The sequence below is a fragment of the Acidobacteriota bacterium genome (assembly GCA_016184105.1).
Lineage (GTDB): Bacteria > Acidobacteriota > Vicinamibacteria > Vicinamibacterales > 2-12-FULL-66-21 > JACPDI01.
The window spans coordinates 64,060-82,186 of sequence record JACPDI010000040.1 but is presented as its reverse complement, the minus strand read 5'-3'; the positions used below and the strand labels follow the sequence as shown (position 1 = coordinate 82,186).

At 67.6% G+C, this 18,127-nt stretch carries 11 protein-coding genes; 9 read left to right on the top strand and 2 right to left on the bottom strand.

Annotated features, from left to right (window positions below):
• The first annotated feature begins 85 nt into the window (after window positions 1–85).
• The 3 genes from HYU53_14445 (at window position 86) to HYU53_14435 (ending at window position 4,066) form a co-directional block, all read left to right on the top strand.
• The gene (locus HYU53_14445) at window positions 86–1,231 is read left to right on the top strand and encodes a DGQHR domain-containing protein (GenBank protein ID MBI2222393.1); all 1,146 of its coding nucleotides are present in this window, start codon (window positions 86–88) and stop codon (window positions 1,229–1,231) included.
• A gap of 327 nt (window positions 1,232–1,558) precedes the next feature.
• Window positions 1,559–2,941: a CapA family protein gene (locus HYU53_14440; GenBank protein MBI2222392.1), complete on the top strand. Its 1,383-nt coding sequence runs from the start codon at window positions 1,559–1,561 to the stop codon at window positions 2,939–2,941.
• An 18-nt stretch (window positions 2,942–2,959) separates the two neighbouring features.
• Entirely contained in the window at window positions 2,960–4,066 is a 1,107-nt protein-coding gene (locus tag HYU53_14435; GenBank protein MBI2222391.1) for a beta-lactamase family protein, read from the top strand.
• 38 nt (window positions 4,067–4,104) lie between these two features.
• On the opposite strand, the gene HYU53_14430 is transcribed toward HYU53_14435, so the two are convergent.
• Window positions 4,105–6,702, bottom strand: a complete 2,598-nt coding sequence (locus HYU53_14430) for an amidohydrolase family protein (GenBank protein MBI2222390.1) — start codon at window positions 6,700–6,702, stop codon at window positions 4,105–4,107.
• 56 nt (window positions 6,703–6,758) lie between these two features.
• Between HYU53_14430 and HYU53_14425 the strand changes: the two genes are divergently transcribed.
• From HYU53_14425 to HYU53_14415, 3 genes are read left to right on the top strand one after another with little or no spacing between them, the layout of a single operon-like run.
• Window positions 6,759–7,832 (top strand): membrane dipeptidase, encoded by a 1,074-nt coding sequence (locus HYU53_14425; protein ID MBI2222389.1) that lies wholly within the window; start codon window positions 6,759–6,761, stop codon window positions 7,830–7,832.
• A gap of 43 nt (window positions 7,833–7,875) precedes the next feature.
• The gene (locus tag HYU53_14420; protein ID MBI2222388.1) at window positions 7,876–8,349 is read left to right on the top strand and encodes a RidA family protein; all 474 of its coding nucleotides are present in this window, start codon (window positions 7,876–7,878) and stop codon (window positions 8,347–8,349) included.
• A 4-nt stretch (window positions 8,350–8,353) separates the two neighbouring features.
• Window positions 8,354–10,459, top strand: coding sequence for a tetratricopeptide repeat protein (locus HYU53_14415; protein ID MBI2222387.1), 2,106 nt, complete (start codon window positions 8,354–8,356; stop codon window positions 10,457–10,459).
• Between the two features lie 20 nt (window positions 10,460–10,479).
• On the opposite strand, the gene HYU53_14410 is transcribed toward HYU53_14415, so the two are convergent.
• Complete coding sequence (locus HYU53_14410) at window positions 10,480–12,582, bottom strand: S9 family peptidase (protein ID MBI2222386.1); 2,103 nt, start codon at window positions 12,580–12,582, stop codon at window positions 10,480–10,482.
• Between the two features lie 127 nt (window positions 12,583–12,709).
• On the opposite strand from HYU53_14410, the gene HYU53_14405 reads away from it, so the two are divergent.
• Genes HYU53_14405 through HYU53_14395 form a run of 3 tightly spaced genes read left to right on the top strand, consistent with a single transcriptional unit; the run spans window position 12,710 to window position 18,090 of the window.
• Window positions 12,710–15,736 (top strand): TonB-dependent receptor, encoded by a 3,027-nt coding sequence (locus HYU53_14405; GenBank protein ID MBI2222385.1) that lies wholly within the window; start codon window positions 12,710–12,712, stop codon window positions 15,734–15,736.
• A gap of 57 nt (window positions 15,737–15,793) precedes the next feature.
• Window positions 15,794–17,311, top strand: coding sequence for a M20/M25/M40 family metallo-hydrolase (locus HYU53_14400; protein MBI2222384.1), 1,518 nt, complete (start codon window positions 15,794–15,796; stop codon window positions 17,309–17,311).
• A complete protein-coding gene (locus HYU53_14395; protein ID MBI2222383.1) occupies window positions 17,311–18,090 on the top strand; it encodes a LamB/YcsF family protein in 780 nt (259 codons plus the stop codon). Before HYU53_14400 ends, HYU53_14395 begins: the two co-directional genes overlap by 1 nt.
• The last annotated feature ends 37 nt before the right edge of the window (window positions 18,091–18,127 follow it).

Below are 18,127 nucleotides of genomic sequence, written 5' to 3'. Positions count from 1 at the left end.
CCTTGCAGGCGTGTGAAATGGCGTGACGGAACGGGCAGAACGGCCACGCGGTGGCCTTGAGTTTGCCGCGCTGTTAAGCCTATAAATGCCCCGTATGATTCACGTTGCCGCAATCCGCATGCAGCAGTTTGGCGTCGCATTCTATCAGGCTTCGCTGAGCGCCAATGACATAGACAAGCTCGTTCGCTTCGAGGTCCTGAGCTACGGCGAGAGTGCGCACCCGCCGGTGCGGGGCGGCAAGGCAGGGGGCCGGCAGAACCGCATCAACTGGGATCTGCTCGAACGGCGGATCGCCTCGAGCGAAAAGGCCTACCAGCGGCAGATCATCCGCCGCAAGATCGACGAGCTGGTGCAGTACTACGAGCAGTGCCGGCAGGCACGCGACCTCCCGTCGATACCCGGCGCGGTGATCATCTCGTCGGACGAAACGCTGAAGTTCGAGCCGTCGGAGGAAAACTCGTCGCTCGGCACGTTGAAGATCCCCGAGCGTGAAGGCGTGCTGCGCGCGATCGACGGCCAGCACCGGTTGCTCGCCCTGCACGCGGACCTCGAGAAGTTCGAGGGGGAGCAGTTCACGGTCCCGGCGATCATCTTCGACAAGCTCCCCGAAGATCACGTCGTCCAGATGTTCGTCACGATCAACGCGAAACACACGCGCTTGAACGCGTCGCACCTCGTGTCGCTCTCGGGGCGGCAGCTCTACCGGGATGACGCCCTCGCGACGGCGCACGATGTGGTGCGCGCGCTCAACGACCGCGAGGACTCGCCGCTCTATGACGAGATCAAGCTGCTGGGCGTGGGCACGGGGCGCGTGGCGCAGGCGCCCCTGGCGCAGGAGCTGAAGAAGCTGTTCGGCACCGACGCGTTCGGATCGGGCCGCAAGGGGGAAGAGTTCCAGGAGGACGCGAAGAAGTTCTTCGTGAACTACTTCAAGCAGATCGCGATGATCTTCAACGCGGCGTGGAACGGCCGGAAGTACTCGATCAAGAACGCGAGCGCGCTGCGCGCCTTTATCCGCGTCGCGCCGGACGTCGTCCGGCGGCTCGACCAGGAGCACGCGGACCGCTCGGACTTCCGTGCGATCGGCCGCGTCATCGCGCCCTGGGGCCGCCGTATCGGCGACCTCCGGTTCGAGACCGACGGCGCCTGGAAGCGCTCGGGGACGACGGTGGATTCGCTGGCGAAAGAACTGCGCCTGGCGCTGCAGTATCCGGAGGGGGCAACGGTCTAGGGTTCAGGGTTTAGGGCGAGGCCAAAAAAAAGTGGGGCATCGCTATTCACGATGCCCCAGCCCAGTTGGCGACCCGGCTCCCCAGCAACTCACGGCTCCCTGCCGTAATTTCAGGCCGCCTGCACCCCGACATAGCAGCGGCTATGCCACCGCGCAGAGAGCCGTATTCGCCCGTGTTTACAGGCGATTTCTCGCTCGTTTGCGGCCGGGCCGGGCCCGCACGATACGGTTGCGCCGACGGTTTTCGGGGGCGACTTACGGAAATGTGATCAGGGTCCAGGGGGCCCAGACCTCCTGCGGCATAATCCCCCGTCAACGGGAGGGTCCATGCGCCTCGTGCATCTTGCCGCAGCGTTCCTCGTCATCGCGCTCACATCCGACCTGGCGGGTCAGAGCAATCCCGCACGCACGCGGGAGCCCGACGGGCGCACCTTTTCCATGGCGCTGACCGGCGACTCGATCATCACGCGCCGGTTGGCGATTTATTCCGAGCCGGCCTTCCTGCAGCTGTTCGACATCATCCGGCGCGCCGACGTGGCGTTCACCAACCTGGAAATGCTCTTCCACGACTACGAGCCGTACCCGATGAACCAGAGCGGCGGCACCTACATGCGGGCCGACCCGGCGCTGGTGCGCGATCTCGTCTGGGCCGGCTTCGACATGGTTTCGCGCGCGAACAACCACACGGGGGACTACGGCGTGGAAGGCATGCGCCTGACCACGCGTCACGTGGCGGACGCCGGCCTCGTGCAGGCCGGTGTCGGCGAGAGCCTCGAACAGGCGCGCGAGGCGAAGTTCCTCGAGACGCCGAACGGCCGCGTGGCCCTGGTGTCGGTCGCCTCGACCTTCCCCGATCACTCCCGCGCGAGTTCTTCGCGCGGCGACATGCCCGCACGCCCCGGCCTCAACCCGCTTCGCTTCACGACGACCTACGTGCTTCCCTCCGATCGCCTGGAGGCGCTGCGCGAGACGGCGAAGCGGTTGCGGTTCAGCGTGACTCCGGCGGGTGAGCCGTTCGGCCTGCTCGGGGCGCGCTTCGTGCGCGGCGATGCGCCCGCGGTTCTCACGGCGCCGGACGAAGAAGACGTGAAGGCGATCGCCGCCGTCGTCCACAACGCGAGCCGTCTCGCCGACTACACGATCGTGACGATCCATGCGCACGAGCGCGGCGAGACGAACTTCGTGCCGGCCGATTTCCTGCCGGCCTTTGCCCGCGCGATGATTGACGCCGGGGCGACGGTGTTTGTCGGCCACGGCCCGCACGTGCTGCGTGGCATCGAGATGTACAAAGGGCGCCCGGTGTTCTACAGCCTGGGCGACTTCATCTTCCAGAACGAGACGCTGCTGCGGTTGCCTGCGGAGAACTACGACACGTACAAGCTTGGCGCCGAGGCGCACGTCGCCGACTTCAACGACGCCCGCTACGATTTCGACAAACGCGGCTTTCCCGCGCAGCGGGAGATCTGGGAAGCGGTCGTCGCGGCGCCGCGGTGGCGTGACGGCACGCTCGAGGAGCTGACCCTCCATCCGATCAGCCTCGGGTTCGGCAAGCCTCCCGCCGAACGCGGCCGGCCGCAGCTTGCGCAGGGCGATGTCGCGCGGAAGATCATCGACGACGTGGCGCGGTTCTCGAAGCCGTTCGGCACCACTGTCGTGTTCGACAACGGTGTCGGCCGCGTCCGGCTGCCGGCGGCCTCGTCCAGCCGGTAACCAAGTGAGGGTCTCATCATGATTGCGCGCGTGCAGGTTCGCAGGGCGGCGCTCGCCGTCGGGCTCTTCGCCCTCGCCGGACGCACCATCAGCGCAGACTCCCAGGCCTCGCTCGCCGGCGTGCCGCAGATGATCGAGGCGGCGCGCAGGCAGGCCGGGGCACCGGGCATGTCTGTCGCCGTCGTCGTGGGAGACAGGCTGGCGTGGGAAGGGGCCTCGGGCCTCGCCGATGTCGAGCACCAGGTGTCCGCGCGCGGCGACACGGTATACCGCATCGCGTCAATCTCGAAGCCGGTCGCCGCGACGGCGATCATGCAGCTCGTGGAGCGCGGTCGCGTGTCGATCGACGATCCGGTCCGGAAGTACCTGCCGTCGTTCCCGGACAAGGGCGGTCTGGCGCTGACGGTGCGGCACCTGCTGACCCACACCTCGGGCATCCGCCATTACAAGCCGGGCGAGATGGCCAACATGACGCGGTACGACACGGTCGCGGCCGCAGCGCGGATCTTCGAGGACGACCCGCTGCTCTTTACGCCCGGCACGAAGTACTTCTATTCCACGTACGCGTACAACCTGCTCGCGGGAATCGTGGAGCGGGCCTCAGGCCTCAGCTACGAGGCCTACCTTCGCGAGCACATTTGGGGGCCGGCCGGCATGAGGTCGACGCGGCTGGAGCGCGCCGAGGAGATCGTGCCGCACCGATCGCGCCAGTACGTGAAGGCCGGCGGCGACGTGCGAAACGCGCCGTACGCGGACCTGAGCGTGAAATGGGCGGGCGGCGGCGTGATCTCCACCGCCGGCGACCTGGCGCGCTTTCACATCGCGCTCGACGAGGGGCGGTTGCTGAAGGCCGAGACGCTCCGCCAGATGTACACGCCGGCGCTGCTTGCCGACGGATCCAGAACGACCTACGGACTCGGCTGGACGATCACGACCGACGAGAAGGGGCGCACCTGGATCGCGCACAGCGGCGGCGCGACCGGCGGCACGACGTATCTGCTGCGCAACCCGGACGCCAAAGTGGCGGTCGTCGTGCTCTGCAACGTCGAGAGCGCGGGCAGACTCCGCGAGCTGGCGATGAGCATTGCGGAGCTGGCGCTCGCGATGAAGAAACCAACGGACTAGTTTCACCTGAGAGCGCGCAGAACGCGCAGATCTCCCCACTACGACGAGCGTTTCGCCGAAGGCCCCCGTAACACGCGCCCCGGATGCGCCCCTGTCATCTTGCCGTCGCGGTAGACGATCTCGCCGTTGACGACGACGAGCGCGAACCCTTCCGCGTACTGATGCGGTTGCTCGAACGTGGCGGCGTCGCGCACCCGCGCGGCGTCGAAGACGGCGATATCTGCCTTGAGCCCCGGCCGCAGCACGCCGCGGTCGGTGAGCCCCAGGCGCTGGGCCGGGAACGAACTCATCTTCCGCACCGCCTCCTCGACGGTCAGCAGCTTCCGCTCCCGCACGTAGCGCCCCAGCACGCGAGCGAACGTGCCGTAGCTCCGCGGATGCGGCGCCGCCTTCCCGAAGATCGGAATCTCGCCGTCCGAGGCGACCATCGTCGCCGGATGCTTCAGGATGCGTTCGAGATCCTCTTCCGACATCGCGTGGAAGACGGCCTGCGCGCTCCCTTTCTCGACGAGCGTCAGCAGCGTTTCGGCGGCATTTTCGATCGTCACCTCCAGGCCGCGCGCCCGCGCGATGTCGGCCAGGCTCTTCCCCGCCAGCGAGGGGTCCCACGCGCACGCAGCAATCACGACGTTCTTCGGATCGCCGCCACCGCGGTCGTACGTGATGTTTTCGACGACGGCGGCGCGGATCTTCGCCCGGGTGGCGGGATCGGCAAGGCGCTTGACGGTGGCAGGCTGGCCGCCGTCCAGCGACCACGCAGGCAGCAGGATCGTCAGGCCGCTGCTGGAGGCAGTGTAGGGATACTGGTCGATCGTCGCGTCCACGCCGCGTGCGCGGGCGGCGTCTACCAGCGCCAGCGTGGTCTTGCTCTGGCCCCAGTTCTTCGTCCCGACGATCTTGTGGTGGGTGATCTGTGCCGGCATGCGCCCCTGCTCGCCGACATCGATCGTGTCGCGCACGCTGTCGGCGACACGCGTCGCCTCATCGCGCATGTGGGAGATATACACGCCTCCCATCGCGCCCGCGATCTTTCCGAGCTCGACCACCTCCGCGTGCGGCGTGAAGTTGCCCGGCACGTAGATGAGGCCGGAACTGAGGCCGAGGGCGCCGTCCTCCATGCCCTGGCGGACGAGCGCTTTCATCTTTTCGAGCTCGTCAGGCGTCGCTGTTCGATCCGCTTCGCCGATCACGGTCTGGCGCACCGAGCCCTGCCCGATGAAGCTGCCGAGGTTGACCGCCGGCCGCGCCGCGGCCACCCGATCGAGGAACGGCTTCAACGGCACGGGAGAACCTCCGTCCGGTCCCTCGATCACCGTCGTGACTCCCTGGCGGACGTAATTGTCCGCGGTGGGCACGTCGAGAATGCCGCGTCGCGCGTGCGTGTGGATGTCGATGAAGCCGGGGGCCACGACGAGGCCCGCGACGTCAATGATCTGCGCTCCACCAGCGTCGATCCGGGGCGCGATCGCGGCGACCGTGTCGCCCGCGATCGCCACGTCGGCGCGATACGCCGGGTTGCCGCTGCCGTCAGCGATCCATCCGCCGCGCAGCACGATGTTGTACGCGGGCGCCGCCTCCGTCCTGCGCTTCGCATCGACAATGAGTTGCACGAGCCGGCCGAACTGCTCGCCGCTGACGCTGTTCCCGCGGAGGTCCGTGTTGACGCGGTGCACGATGACGAGGTCATAGGCCGGGATCACCAGGATGTAGTGCCCTCCCGCGCCCCGCGCCGAGTAGCTGCCGTCCGGCAGCGCCGCGCCGGGCAGGTGCTTCCCGCGCGCCGCGATCCACCAGAGATACCCGTATCCGCCCGACTCGCCGGATTCCGAGTACGCCTTGACGCTGTCGGCCACCCACTGTTTTGGCACGACCTGCCTGTCGCGCCACGTTCCGTTCCTGAGGAAAAGAAGCCCGAAGCGGGCCATGTCCCGTGCCGTCATCCGGAACGGGTACGCCGGCCAGACCGAATCCGCGCCAGTCACGTACGCGGTGTCCTCGAGCCGGAAATCCTGCATGCCGATCGGATCCGCGATGCTCGCCTTGAATTCGTGAAACAGGTTCGCCTTCGTCGATCGCTCGAAGAGCGTCCCGAGGACGTTGAAGTCCCAGTTGTTGTAGTACCAGAACGTCCCGGGCGCGTGGCTGCCGCGCGCCGGGCGCGCCGCCTTCATCCCGGGCGTCTCGTAGAGCGCCGGATGGTACACGCCGGATCGCGCCTTCAGCAGGTCGTGCACCGTGGCCTGCTTCTCCACGTCGGTCAGCGACGGCGCGTTGTCGTCGATGCCAAGCTGGCCCATCGTCTTTGTCAGGTCGATGCAGCCGTCCGCGACGTGGATGCCGTACATCGCGCTCAGGAAGCTCTTGCGGATCGAGTGAACGTTGTAGCGCGTCGCCGTCTCTCCCCACTCGTCGACGATGCGGCCGCCCTCAACGACCATCACGGCAGCGGTCGGGATCGTGGCGGCGTAGTCGCGCGCCGCCTTCAGCTTCTCGGGCGACCACCCTTGCTTCGGCAGGTCCGCGACGCGCTCCCACTGGGCGTTCGGGTAGACCGGCTGCGCGGCGGCGGGCGCCGCCACGCATGTCAGGGCGATCGCGAAGGCCGCCGCGGCTGGCTTCACTCGGCAGAGATGCATGAATGCTCCTCTCTCGTGCGTGGACGCGATATTATGCCGCGTCCCCGGAGGTCGAGATGGAAATTGATCGTCGTGGTTTTCTTTACGCCGGCTCCGCCGCGCTCGTCGGGCTGACCGCGAACCGCGTCTCGGGCGGCCAGGACGCGGCGGCAGTGTTCGACCGGAGCATCGTGTTCGACGCGCTTTCGGCAGACGGGGAGTGGAACGACGCCGTCTGGGGGGCCTTCCGGCGCTCCGGAGTGTCGGCCATCCAGACCAGTCTCGACAATCGCAGTCTCGCGTCGGCGCTGCGCGACCTCGCGGGCTGGCAGGCGCAGTTCGATCGCTTTCCCGATCGCCTGGTGAAGGTCGTCGACGGGGGCGAGTTCGCCGGCGCAAAGCGCGCGGGGCGCATCGCGGTGGTCCTCGGCTTCCAGAACGCGACGATGCTCGACGGCGACTTGAGGAACCTGGACACGCTGTACAGCCTCGGGACGCGTTGCATCCAGCTGACTTACAACTCGCGCAACCTGCTCGGCGACGGGTGCACGGAACGGACGAACGCCGGGCTCTCGGACTTCGGCGTCGCCGTCGTCGATCGCATGAATGCCCTGGGCATCGTGGTGGATCTGTCGCATTGCGGCGAGCAGACCTCGCGCGACGGCATCGCGGTCAGCCGCAGGCCGCCGGCATTCACGCACACCATGTGCAAGGCGGTGTACGAGCACGTGCGCGCCAAGCCCGACGACCTGCTGCGCGCGCTCGCCGACAAGGGGGGCGTCGTCGGCATCGCCACGCTGGGGTATTTCATCGGCCCCACGGCTGAAACGACCTTCGAGGACTATCTCCGTCACGTGGACCACGCCGTCAAGGTGGCCGGCGTGGACCACGTCGGGCTCGCGTCGGACTACTCGATCCGCGGCATCGAGGCGACGGCGACCCGGGAGACGTGGTACGAACCGCGCCTGAAGATGTTCAAGCCGGTGTACCGCGTCCGCTGGCCGCCGTGGATCAAGGAGCTGGATCCGCCGGAGCGCTTCCGAAACATCGCCAACGGCCTGGCGCGGCGCGGCTACACGTCGGATCAGATCGAGAAGATCCTCGGCGGCAACTGGGTGCGGTACTTCGGCGAGGTCCTCAAGGCGTCTTGACCCGATGAACGGAGGGAATGTGCAGAACCACGGGCGTCCACGCATGATTGCCGCGATCGTTTCGCTTGGCGCGGTGACGCTGTTCCTTGGCGCGAGTTCCGCCGGCGCGCCGGAGGGTCAGGCGCTCGCCGCGCCTCGAGACCGCACAGTGATCCGTCCCGCGCGATTTCCGGCGACCGGGTTGCCTTACAGTCCGGGGATCCTGGCCGGCGACACGCTCTATCTGTCGGGGCAACTCGGGCGCGATCCCGACACCGCGAAGCTCGTTCCGGGCGGGATCGAAGCGGAGACCCGGCAGGCGTTGAAGAACCTCGGCGAGGTGCTGAGGACGGCGGGGATGGACTACAGCAACGTCGTCTCGGTGACCGCGTTCATCGCCGATTTCGCCGACTTCCCGAAGTTCAATGCCGTGTACTCGGAAGTGTTTCGGGTCGATCCGCCCGCACGCGCGACGGTGCAGGTCGCCGGCCTGAATCTCGGCGCCCGCGTCGAGATCCAGATGATTGCCGCGCGCTAGCGACATGCGCTGGCGGAGCCGCGAGAAGGAGCTGGCGTGGCTGCTCGCCGCCGCGCTGGCGGTGAAGGCTGTCGTGCTGGTCCAGCTCGGCGGTCACCCGCTGCTCCAGCCGCAGGGCGATCTGGACACCGCGCGATACGTGCAGCTCGCGCGGCAGATCGCCGCGGGCGGACCGCTCGCGATCCACGAGCCCTTCTTTCTCTCGCCGCTCTACGTGTACTTCCTGGCGGCGGTGTTCAGCGTTCACGACTCGCTGGCCGCCGCGAGGATCGTGCAGATCGTGCTGGGCACGGCGGCGGTGGGGTTCGTGTACCTGCTCGCGCGCCAGTGGTTCGGCGTGCGCGTGGCGCGGCTCGCGGCAGGCCTGGCGCTGCTGACGGGCTTTCTGACGTTCAGCGAAATTCTCATTCTCCAGTCCGCGCTCGATCCGTTCCTGGTCGCGAGCGCCCTGTATGCCGTCTCGCGCACGCAGGCGACGGGCGGGCGCACGGCGCTCGTGGCGGCCGGCGTGGCGCTTGGGCTCTTCGGGCTGAACCGGCCGAACGGCCTCGCGTATGGGATTGCCGCTCCCGTTCTCATCGCCCTGGCGTCGCGCCGGCAGCGGGTCGGCCGCGCGGCGCTCGTCCTGGCGTCCCTGCTCGCCGTTGTCGGAGCCAACGCGCTGCGCAACTACCTGGCATCCGGTGACGCGATTCTCATCTCGTCACATGGCGGTCTCAACTTCTACATCGGGAACAACGCCGACGCGACCGGCATCTACCACCGCGTACCGGGTGTGTCGGCATCGATGGCAGGGCAGGTGCGCGACGCCACCCGGGTGGCGGAAGCGGCGCAGGGGCGGTCCCTTGCCCCGGCGGAGGTCTCGAGCTACTTCTACACGCGCGCCTGGCAATGGATTGCGTCCGAGCCCATTCCGGCTCTCACGCTGTTCGCACGCAAAGCCCTGCTGCTTGTCAACCGCATCGACGTTCCACTGAACTACAGCTACGCGTTCTACCGCCGCGACGAGCCCACGCTGCTGCGGGTGCTGGTGGCCGGGCCGATCGTTCTCCTGCCGTTCGGGATGGTTGGCCTGTTCCTGGGCGCCAGGGGTGCCGGGCTCCCGTACTGGACATGGGCGTCCTTCGTTCCGATCTACGGCGCCTCGGTCGCCGTCTTCTTCGTCGCCGATCGATACCGGCTTCCGCTGTTCATCCCCCTTGCGGTGCTCGCGGCCCACGCGTTGGCGTGGCTGTGTGACGCGGTGACGCGGCGGCAGTACCGCGCGTTGGTGCTGCCGCTGGCGGGGCTCGCGCTGGCCGCCACCGTTTCCGCCCGGGATCTCGGCCTGGACGACGGGCGCGGGGGCGAGCGGTCGAGAAAAGCGGTCTGGCTGATCGAACAGGGTAGGTACGACGAGGCGCGGCGGTACGCCGCCGCGGCTGCCGAAGGGCTGGCGTACCCCGGCGTGTTTCACTTTCAAGTCGGCGAGGCGCTGACGGCGGCGGGACGATACGGCGACGCGATGGCGGAGCTGCGCGCGGCGCTCGCGATCGATCGCGGCGAGCCGGCGATTCGCCTCGCGCTGGGGCAGGCACTGCTGCTGGCCGGGCGATCCGAGGAGGCGGTCGGCCATCTGAAAGCGGCGGCCGACGCCGCGTTCAGGCCCGAGGTGTCGGGGCCGTGGCTGGTGCGTGCTCTGGCGGCGGCGGGAGAGCGCGCCGAGGCTGTCCTGGCGCTCGCGAGCCTGTCAGACGCGGTGGTGGACGCGGCGAGCGCCGCAACGGCGCTGGAGATCGGATCGCTCGGACTGGAGCTGCAGGCGCCAGTCCCCTCGGAGAGATGGCTGAGAAGCGCAGTCGCGCGTCACCCGGGTTCCGCCGAGGCCCATGAGAAGCTGGCCGTCGCGCTCGTACTCCAGCGGCGTCCCCACGAAGCGCTCGCGTCCATCGAGCGCGCGTGCCGGCTCGCGCCGGCCAGCGCGAGCGCGAGGCTGAATCTTGCCGTGGTCTACGCGCAGCTCGGGCGCGTCCGCGAGGCGCGGGCCGCCGCGCGCGAGGCCATGCGCCTCGATCCATCAGAGCCGCGCGCGGCAGCGCTGCTCCGGGCGCTGCCGCGCGACTCGCGCTGAGGTTCTCCACGGTTGGATCTTCAGTGAGCGCCGTCGGTGATCTTCAACTCCGGTCTGTCGCTTTCCGGCGCCTGCTCCCACGTATACGACCGCCCGCGGGCGTGCTTCTCAAACCAGTCGAGTTCCACGTTCATCTTGAACAATTCGTGACGCAACTCCTGCCAGCCGTGCGGCTCGCGCGGCGCCACCCACAGCTTCGTCGGGACCCCGTTGGACTTGAGCGCGCGGTGCATCTCCACCGACTGCGGCATCGGCACGCGGACGTCCCGCTCGCCGACGAGGAAGATCGTCGGCGTCTTCACGTTCGCCGCATACTTGAGCGGCGAGTGCTCCCAGTACACGTCGATCGGCGCGTTCGCCTGCCAGGGGGTGCCGCCGAACCACGGCGTGCGATACGTGCGGACATCGCTCTGCCCGTACATCGACACCCAGTTGGACGCGCCGGCGCCGGACGAGGCCGCCTTGAACCGATCGGTGAAGGTGATGACCTTGTTCGTCATGTGCCCGCCGCCGCTCCATCCCATCTTGACGAGCCGATCGGGATCCGCGATCCCGATCTTCACGAGATGGTCGACGCCCGCGATCACGTCCAGGTGCGAGTTCTTGAAGTAGCTGCCCACCATGTCGCGCAGGAACGCGTCGCCGTAGCCGGTGCTGCCGCGATAATTCGGCTGGAGCACGGCGTAGCCCATCGCGGCCAGCACCTGCACGTAGTCGCTCCAGCCGCCGAAGCCGTACTTGTCGGACGCCTGCGGCCCGCCGTGGGTCTGCACGACCAGCGGGTAGCGTTCTCCCTGGCGGTAATCGAGGGGATAGAAGAGAAGACCCTCGACCCTCACGCCATCGGCCCCTTTCCACTCGACGCGCTCCTGGCGCGGCAGTTGGAACTCGCGCGCAAGGTGTTCGAACACGCGGGTCACTCGCGCGGGTGACGCGCCGCCCGCGCCCGGCAACGTCCATAAATCGCCCGGATTGTCGGGCTGGTCGAGGGCGAGGAGGTGGCGGTCCGCGGAGGGCTCGTACGCCCACCCGTTGAAGGAATGCTGGCCGCGCGTCAGCGCCTCTGCCTTGCCGCCGCTCGCGGGCAGGCGGAACAGCTGGTCCTCGACGCCGGTGTTCGCGGTGAAGTAGATCGACTTCCCGTCGGCGGACCACGCCGCGCGTTCCACCTCATAGGGCAGCGTGGCGGTGAGCACGCGGACCGTCCCGCCGGAGGCCGGAACGACGAAGACTTTCCGGTTGTGGTACGTCTCGAAGCGCTCGTTGGCCTGCGCGAGGAACAACACCTGCGTGCCGTCCGGCGAGAGCAGCGCGTTCGCTTCGGGCACGGAGTTGGCGGTCAGTTGCGTCGCGTTCTCGCCCGACGCGTCCATGACCCACACTTCGGCCTGGTCGCTCTCGCCGAAGAGCGGAGTGGGCCCGCGGCGGAACGCGATCCTCTTACCGTCGCGTGAGAGGGCGAACTCCAGGATCGAGGAATCGCCGCTCGTCACGCGCTCCGCGCGGCCGGTATCGACCTGGACCTTCCAGAGATGCCGCTGCTTGAAATTCTCGTCAAACGCGTAGACGTCGTCTCTTGCGGCCTGGCGCTTCTTTTCAGCGTCGCTCCTTGGATCTTCGGCGACGAAGTAAATGGTTCGCCCGTCGGGAGCCCACTCGAGATCGCTGATCGACGCGGCATGCGTGGTCAGCGCCCGCGCCTCTCCTCCCTCGTTCCGCAGGAGATAAATCTGCGTCTTGAGGTCGTCTTCCTTCTCGTCCGGCCGCGCCGCCCGCCTGGCCAGGAACGCCAGTGTCTGCCCGTCAGGAGACCAGCGCGGCAGCCGCTCGCCGTCCTTGCCGTTGGTCATCTGCACGGTGCCGGTGCCGTCGGCCGAGGCGCGCCAGATGTGGCTGATGCGACGGTTGGCTTTCCAATCGGCCTCGGCCAGCACGTACGCAACCGAACGGCCGTCGGGTGAAAGCTGCGGATCCGAAAGCTGCGGCACGTTCAGCAGATCGATCAGTGTCATCGCGCGCGGCGATTGCGCAGCGACGGATCTCGCGGCAGACGCCGACAGGAACACGCACGCGAACGCGCACATCAGGCGCGCCAGGCGGGAAACGACAGGACGTTGCATCATTGAGACTCTCCCCCGGTGAGTTGTCGAATGTCTATTTACACCAGAGACACCCTGGTGTAAAACGACACAAATAAATACATCGTCCGCCGACGGATGCCGGCGCGTGCACTTTTACGGAGGCGGACGAATGCAGCGTAGGTCTCTCGTTTTCGCAGGCGCAATCCTCCTGATTGCGCTTTCCGGGGGGGCAGCTTCCGCCCAGACGGGCGGCAGTCTGAGCGGGTACGTCAAGGACGAGCAGGGAGCGGTCCTGCCGGGGGTGACGGTCACCGCTCGCAGTCCGGTGCTGATCAGGCCGTCGAGCGTCGTGACCGACGCGACGGGGTTTTACCGTGTCGTCAACCTGCCACCCGGTGAGTACGAGCTCACCGCGGAACTGACGGGTTTTTCAACAGTCAAGCGCGAGGACATCCTCCTGCGCGCCAACGCCAACTTCGCCGTCGATCTGACGATGAAGGTCGGCGCGCTCCAGGAGACGATCACGGTCGCCGGCGAGTCGCCCATGCTCGAGGTTTCGCGCCCGAGCAACGTGCTCAATGTCGACGGCGACTTCCAGAAGCAGATGCCGATCGCCGCGCGGCGCAACTGGTCGGACTTCCTGGAAATGACACCCGGCGTCCACTCCCGCCCGTTCGACGATGGGAGCGGCCGCATGGTGTATTTCGGCCACTCGACCGAGCACTTCGCCCACGTCGTGCAGCTCGAGGGGATGCAGGCGGGCAACTACAACGACTTCCAGCTCACCTACGTGCAGATGGGCAGCGACATGATCCAGGACACGCAGGTGAAGACCGGCGGCGTGGACGCCTCCACGCCCATGGGCACCGGCCTGGCGATCAATGTCATCACCAAGAGCGGCGGGAACTCGTTCCGGGGCTCGGCTGGAATTGCTCTCCAGCCGCTCAAGTGGAACGGCGACAACACGGGAGCCACGACCCGCTTTGACCTCCCGGCTGAGATCGTGGCGGCACGTGCGGGGGCCGGCCTGGGCAGCGCGACGTTCGTCGAGTCCAAGGGGGGCACACCCGCGCAGAACGGGCTGACGCAGATCGAAGGCTCCCTGGGCGGCCCGCTCAAGAAGGACCTGGTGTGGTTCTTCGGCTCGATGCGGTACTCGGATGTCGAGGTGCCGATCCCGCGAACGCAACCGGTCGTCGACGCCATCAAGGCGTTCAAGCCGGACGCGGAGTTGTTCACCAACCTGATCGAGGGATATCAGCCCTACGTGAAGGTGACCGCCAAACCTGGCGTGGCGCACGAGCTGGCCGTCGTGTACCAGAGAGACCTGACCAACGGGGAGAACAACTGGGAGTACTACTCCGATCCGGTCGGTGTCTACTCGAACGGCGGCAATCTGTACACGGTCAAGCTCAACTCGGTGTGGGGCGGCAACGTCACGACGACGTTTCTCGCAGGCTACAACGACAAGGGCAGCAACACGGAATCCACGTACGACTGGTCCCGGTTCCAGGGCACCGGCCCCCAGATCGAGGTCTATGCCGGCACTAGCATCAGCTCAGGTTTTCGAGTCGGCAACAACCGAGTGGTGCTGGGCGGGAACCGGAACAATGAATTCGTGGGGCCCGCTTCGCTGATTACACTGCGCGGCGATCTGACGTACTTCAAGCAGGGCTGGGGCGGCTCGCACGAGTTGCAGACCGGCTTCTTCATCGAGCCCCGCAACGTCTACGACGTGACCGATAAGTATGTGAACGACGGGTTCTACCTCGAGCGGCGCACCTGGAAGGACCGGAACAACCCGTCGGCGGGCACTGTTCCATTCCAGCGCTGGTACGTGGAGCCCACGACGCTGCAGACCCGCGCAGCGCGCGATTCCGATTATGCGTTCTACGTGCAGGACAACTGGAAGCCGTCGCCCCGCCTGACCGCCAACATCGGGATCCGCGCCGACTGGGTGAAGCGCGTCGACGAAGTCTTCAACGTGACGCGCCAGAACTCGTGGACCATCCAGCCGCGCACGGGCTTCTCGTACATGCTGACGAGCGACGCGAAGAACATCCTGCGCGGCAGCTACGTGCGCGTGGGCGAGCAGGTGATGGGGCGCGACGCGATCACTTCCGGCGGCACGGAAAGCAAGCTCACCACTCGGACCGAGTACGACAACGACCTCGATGGTATCTGGGGTGAGCCCGGGGAGATCGAGCTCTCTCCGGCTGTCGCGGCGTCGTTGGCTGCCTACGAGATCGATCCGGATGCGCACCAGCCGTACCTTGACGAGCTGATTATCGGGTTCCGCCGGCAGTTCCCGCTGCAGACGTCGGTGGACATCGCCTGGATCAAGCGCAGCTACAAGCACATGTGGGCGCAGGTCGAGGTCAACGGGTTCTGGCCCGACGCGCCGTTCAAACCCTTTGGCGGGTTCGGCCGGATCGACCCGAACCGGGGAGAACTGCTGCAGCAGACCAACAACACCTGGAGCACCCTCGAGTACCAGGCCATGGAAATCACCGTGGCCAAGAACCTGTCGCACAATTTCCAGGTGATGGCTGGCTTCAACCGGCAGTGGCACCACATGGACGGCACGTGGAACCCGACCGACCGGGCCGGCTACATCCAGCCGGATCACTTCGCGAACGACGCGAACCTCTACATGCCGCGCGGCAACAACGACCGCAACAGCCTGCCGGACAGCGGCAACGCCCTGAGCTACGGGCCGACGTGGATGAAGTACCGCGGCAACTTCGCGGCCACCTGGATGGCGCCGCTCGGTCTGAGCGTGGCGGGCAGCTACACGCTCCAGGCGGGGCCGTGGTCCGGTTCACCGCTGTATCGTCTGGCCGCGAACGATCCGCAGATCGCGCAGTTCGGCCCCGCGAGCTTCCGGCTGCCAAACGGGTCGACCCAGTCCAACCCGCTGGCAACCCGGAACCGCTACATCTACGGCAACAGGGGCGAGGGTCAGATCCAGGCGCCGGCGATCCACACCGTCGGCCTGAAGATCGGCAAGCGCGTCAAGCTGGGAGGATCGCGCGAGGTGGAGGTGGCTGGCAACATCTTCAACCTGCTGAATGGCGGCGACTTCACGCAGTTCAGCTACAACAGCGCGTACCAGACCTGGAGCTCGCTGTTCCTGGAGATGCGCAATCGCCAGCAGGCGCGGGCGTTCCAGTTGACCGTCGTGGGCAGGTTCTGAAGAAAAGGGGGACTGTCCCCCTTTTCGCATCCACCGTTTCCGGTAGAATTCGCGGCGATGACGCTCCTCTCAGGTGCCATCGCCGCGATTGTTGTTTCGGCGAGCGCCGTTCCCGCGGGCGAGCCCCTCCGCCAACAGGTTTCCACGTACGTCACCGCCCACCAGCGCGAGATCGTGCGCGAGCTGGTCGAATTGCTCTCGATTCCGAACGTCGCCCCGGACGCGGCGAACATCCGCCGCAACGCCGAGCACCTGCGGGCGATGTTCGCGAAGCGTGGTTTCACTGCCGGGCTGCTCGAAACCTCCGGCAACCCGCTCGTGCACGCGGAGCTGCGCGTGCCCGGAGCGACACGCACCCTGCTCCTGTACAGCCACTACGACGGCCAGCCGGTGAATCCAGCGGCGTGGAAGCAGAAGGATCCATGGACGCCCGTTCTGCGCCGCGGCCGCCTGCAGGACGGGGCGGGCGACGTCGCGTGGCCGGACGTCACGGCGTTCGAGCCCGACTGGCGCGTGTACGCGCGGTCGGCCTCCGACGACAAGTCGCCGATCGTGATGATTCTCACGGCAATCGACGCGCTGAAGGCGAACGGCCTGCAGCCCACCTCCAACATCCGCGTGATTCTCGACGGCGAGGAGGAGGCCGGCTCTCCCAGCCTCGTTCCCGCCATCACGCAGTACCGCGACAAGCTCGCCGCCGACCTGATGCTGATCTTCGACGGGCCGATCCACACCAGCGGACGGCCTACGATCGCCTTCGGCGCGCGCGGAATTCTCACCGGGACCCTCACCATCTACGGCCCGAGATCCGGCGTCCACAGCGGCAACTACGGCAACTGGATCCCCAATCCCGCGCTGCGGCTCGCGCACCTGCTGGCGTCCATGAAAGACGACCGCGGCCGGGTGCAGGTCGCCGGGTTCTACGACGGCGTGCAGCCGCTCCCGGACGAGGAACGCGCGCTCGTGGCCGCCGTGCCGGACGATTCGGAGCGCATGCTGCGCGCCTTCGGCGTGGCGGCACCCGAGGCGGCGGGCCGCAGCCTGCAGGAGGGGCTGCAGACCCCGACGCTCAACATCCGCGGCCTCGCGAGCGCGTTTGTCGGCGCGGGCGCGCGAACCATCATCCCCGACCGCGCGGTCGCGGAGATTGACATCCGGCTCGTGAAGGAGACACGCGCCGCGGATCTTCGCGCCAGGGTCGACGCCCACCTCCGCGCGCAGGGTTACCACCTGCTGGACCGCGAGCCGAACGACGCGGAACGCGCGACCCACGCGCGCCTCGCGTCGATGGTGTGGGACGCCAGCGCCACGGAAGCCTTCCGGACCCCGCCGCTCCATCCCCAGGCTCGCGCGCTGGCGGCGGCGCTCGAACGCGCCTACGGCGCTCCCCCGGTGCAGATCCGGACGCTCGGCGGCACGGTGCCGATCGCTCCGTTCATCGACGCGCTGGGGTTTCCCGCCGCGCTCGTCCCGACGGTGAATTTCGACAACAACCAGCACGAGGAAAACGAGAACCTGCGCCTCGGGCACTTCTTCGACGGCATCGTGACCGCTGCCGCCGTGCTGCGGATGTGATGGCGAGCCGGGTCACGGTCGATCTCAACTGCGACATGGGGGAGTCCTTCGGCCCCTGGCCGATGGGCGACGATGGGGCGCTGATGGCGAGCATCACGTCGGCCAACATCGCCTGCGGATTTCACGGCGGGGATCCCGCGGTGATGCGGCGGACCGTCCGCCTCGCACGCTCGCACGGCGTGGCCGTGGGGGCACACCCCGGTCTCCCGGACCTGGTGGGATTCGGCCGCCGCGAGATGCAGGTCAGCCCGGACGAGGTCGAGGGCATGGTGCTGTACCAGCTTGGCGCGCTGGCGGCGATTGTCCGCGCCGAAGGGGCGACGCTGCGGCACGTCAAGCCACACGGTGCGCTCTACAACATGGCCGTTCGCGACAGCTTGCTGGCCGATGCGATCGCCCGTGCCGTGCGGGCGTTCGATTCCTCATTGATCCTCTTCGGTCTCGCCGGCTCGCCGATGCTCGCATCGGCTGAAGCGGCGGGGCTTCGCGTGGCGTCCGAGGTGTTCGCGGACCGTGCGTACGAGCGGGACGGGTCGCTCGCGTCGCGCCGAATCGCCGGTGCGGTGATCCACGATCCCGCGGTCGTGGCCGCGCGCGCGGTGCGGATGGTCCGCGACGGGAACGTCGTGGCCACGAGCGGCGAGGTGGTTTCGCTGCGGGCGGACACAATCTGCATCCATGGCGACACGCCCGGCGCCGCGGCGCTCGCGCGCACGGTGCGCCACGCGCTCGAAGAGGCGGGCGTCGTCGTCGCCTCGCTGCCGGCGAACAAGACTTGAACCGCCGCACGCGCGGAATGCGCGGAACCTCAAGATG

What these genes read in the sequence shown, in the direction of transcription:
- HYU53_14445 (MBI2222393.1), top strand. Translation starts at nt 86, where the DNA reads ATGCCCCGTATGATTCACGTTGCCGCAATCCGCATGCAGCAGTTTGGC.
- HYU53_14440 (MBI2222392.1), top strand. Translation starts at nt 1,559, where the DNA reads ATGCGCCTCGTGCATCTTGCCGCAGCGTTCCTCGTCATCGCGCTCACA.
- HYU53_14435 (MBI2222391.1), top strand. Translation starts at nt 2,960, where the DNA reads ATGATTGCGCGCGTGCAGGTTCGCAGGGCGGCGCTCGCCGTCGGGCTC.
- HYU53_14430 (MBI2222390.1), bottom strand. Translation starts at nt 6,702, where the DNA reads ATGCATCTCTGCCGAGTGAAGCCAGCCGCGGCGGCCTTCGCGATCGCC.
- HYU53_14425 (MBI2222389.1), top strand. Translation starts at nt 6,759, where the DNA reads ATGGAAATTGATCGTCGTGGTTTTCTTTACGCCGGCTCCGCCGCGCTC.
- HYU53_14420 (MBI2222388.1), top strand. Translation starts at nt 7,876, where the DNA reads ATGATTGCCGCGATCGTTTCGCTTGGCGCGGTGACGCTGTTCCTTGGC.
- HYU53_14415 (MBI2222387.1), top strand. Translation starts at nt 8,354, where the DNA reads ATGCGCTGGCGGAGCCGCGAGAAGGAGCTGGCGTGGCTGCTCGCCGCC.
- HYU53_14410 (MBI2222386.1), bottom strand. Translation starts at nt 12,582, where the DNA reads ATGATGCAACGTCCTGTCGTTTCCCGCCTGGCGCGCCTGATGTGCGCG.
- HYU53_14405 (MBI2222385.1), top strand. Translation starts at nt 12,710, where the DNA reads ATGCAGCGTAGGTCTCTCGTTTTCGCAGGCGCAATCCTCCTGATTGCG.
- HYU53_14400 (MBI2222384.1), top strand. Translation starts at nt 15,794, where the DNA reads ATGACGCTCCTCTCAGGTGCCATCGCCGCGATTGTTGTTTCGGCGAGC.
- HYU53_14395 (MBI2222383.1), top strand. Translation starts at nt 17,311, where the DNA reads ATGGCGAGCCGGGTCACGGTCGATCTCAACTGCGACATGGGGGAGTCC.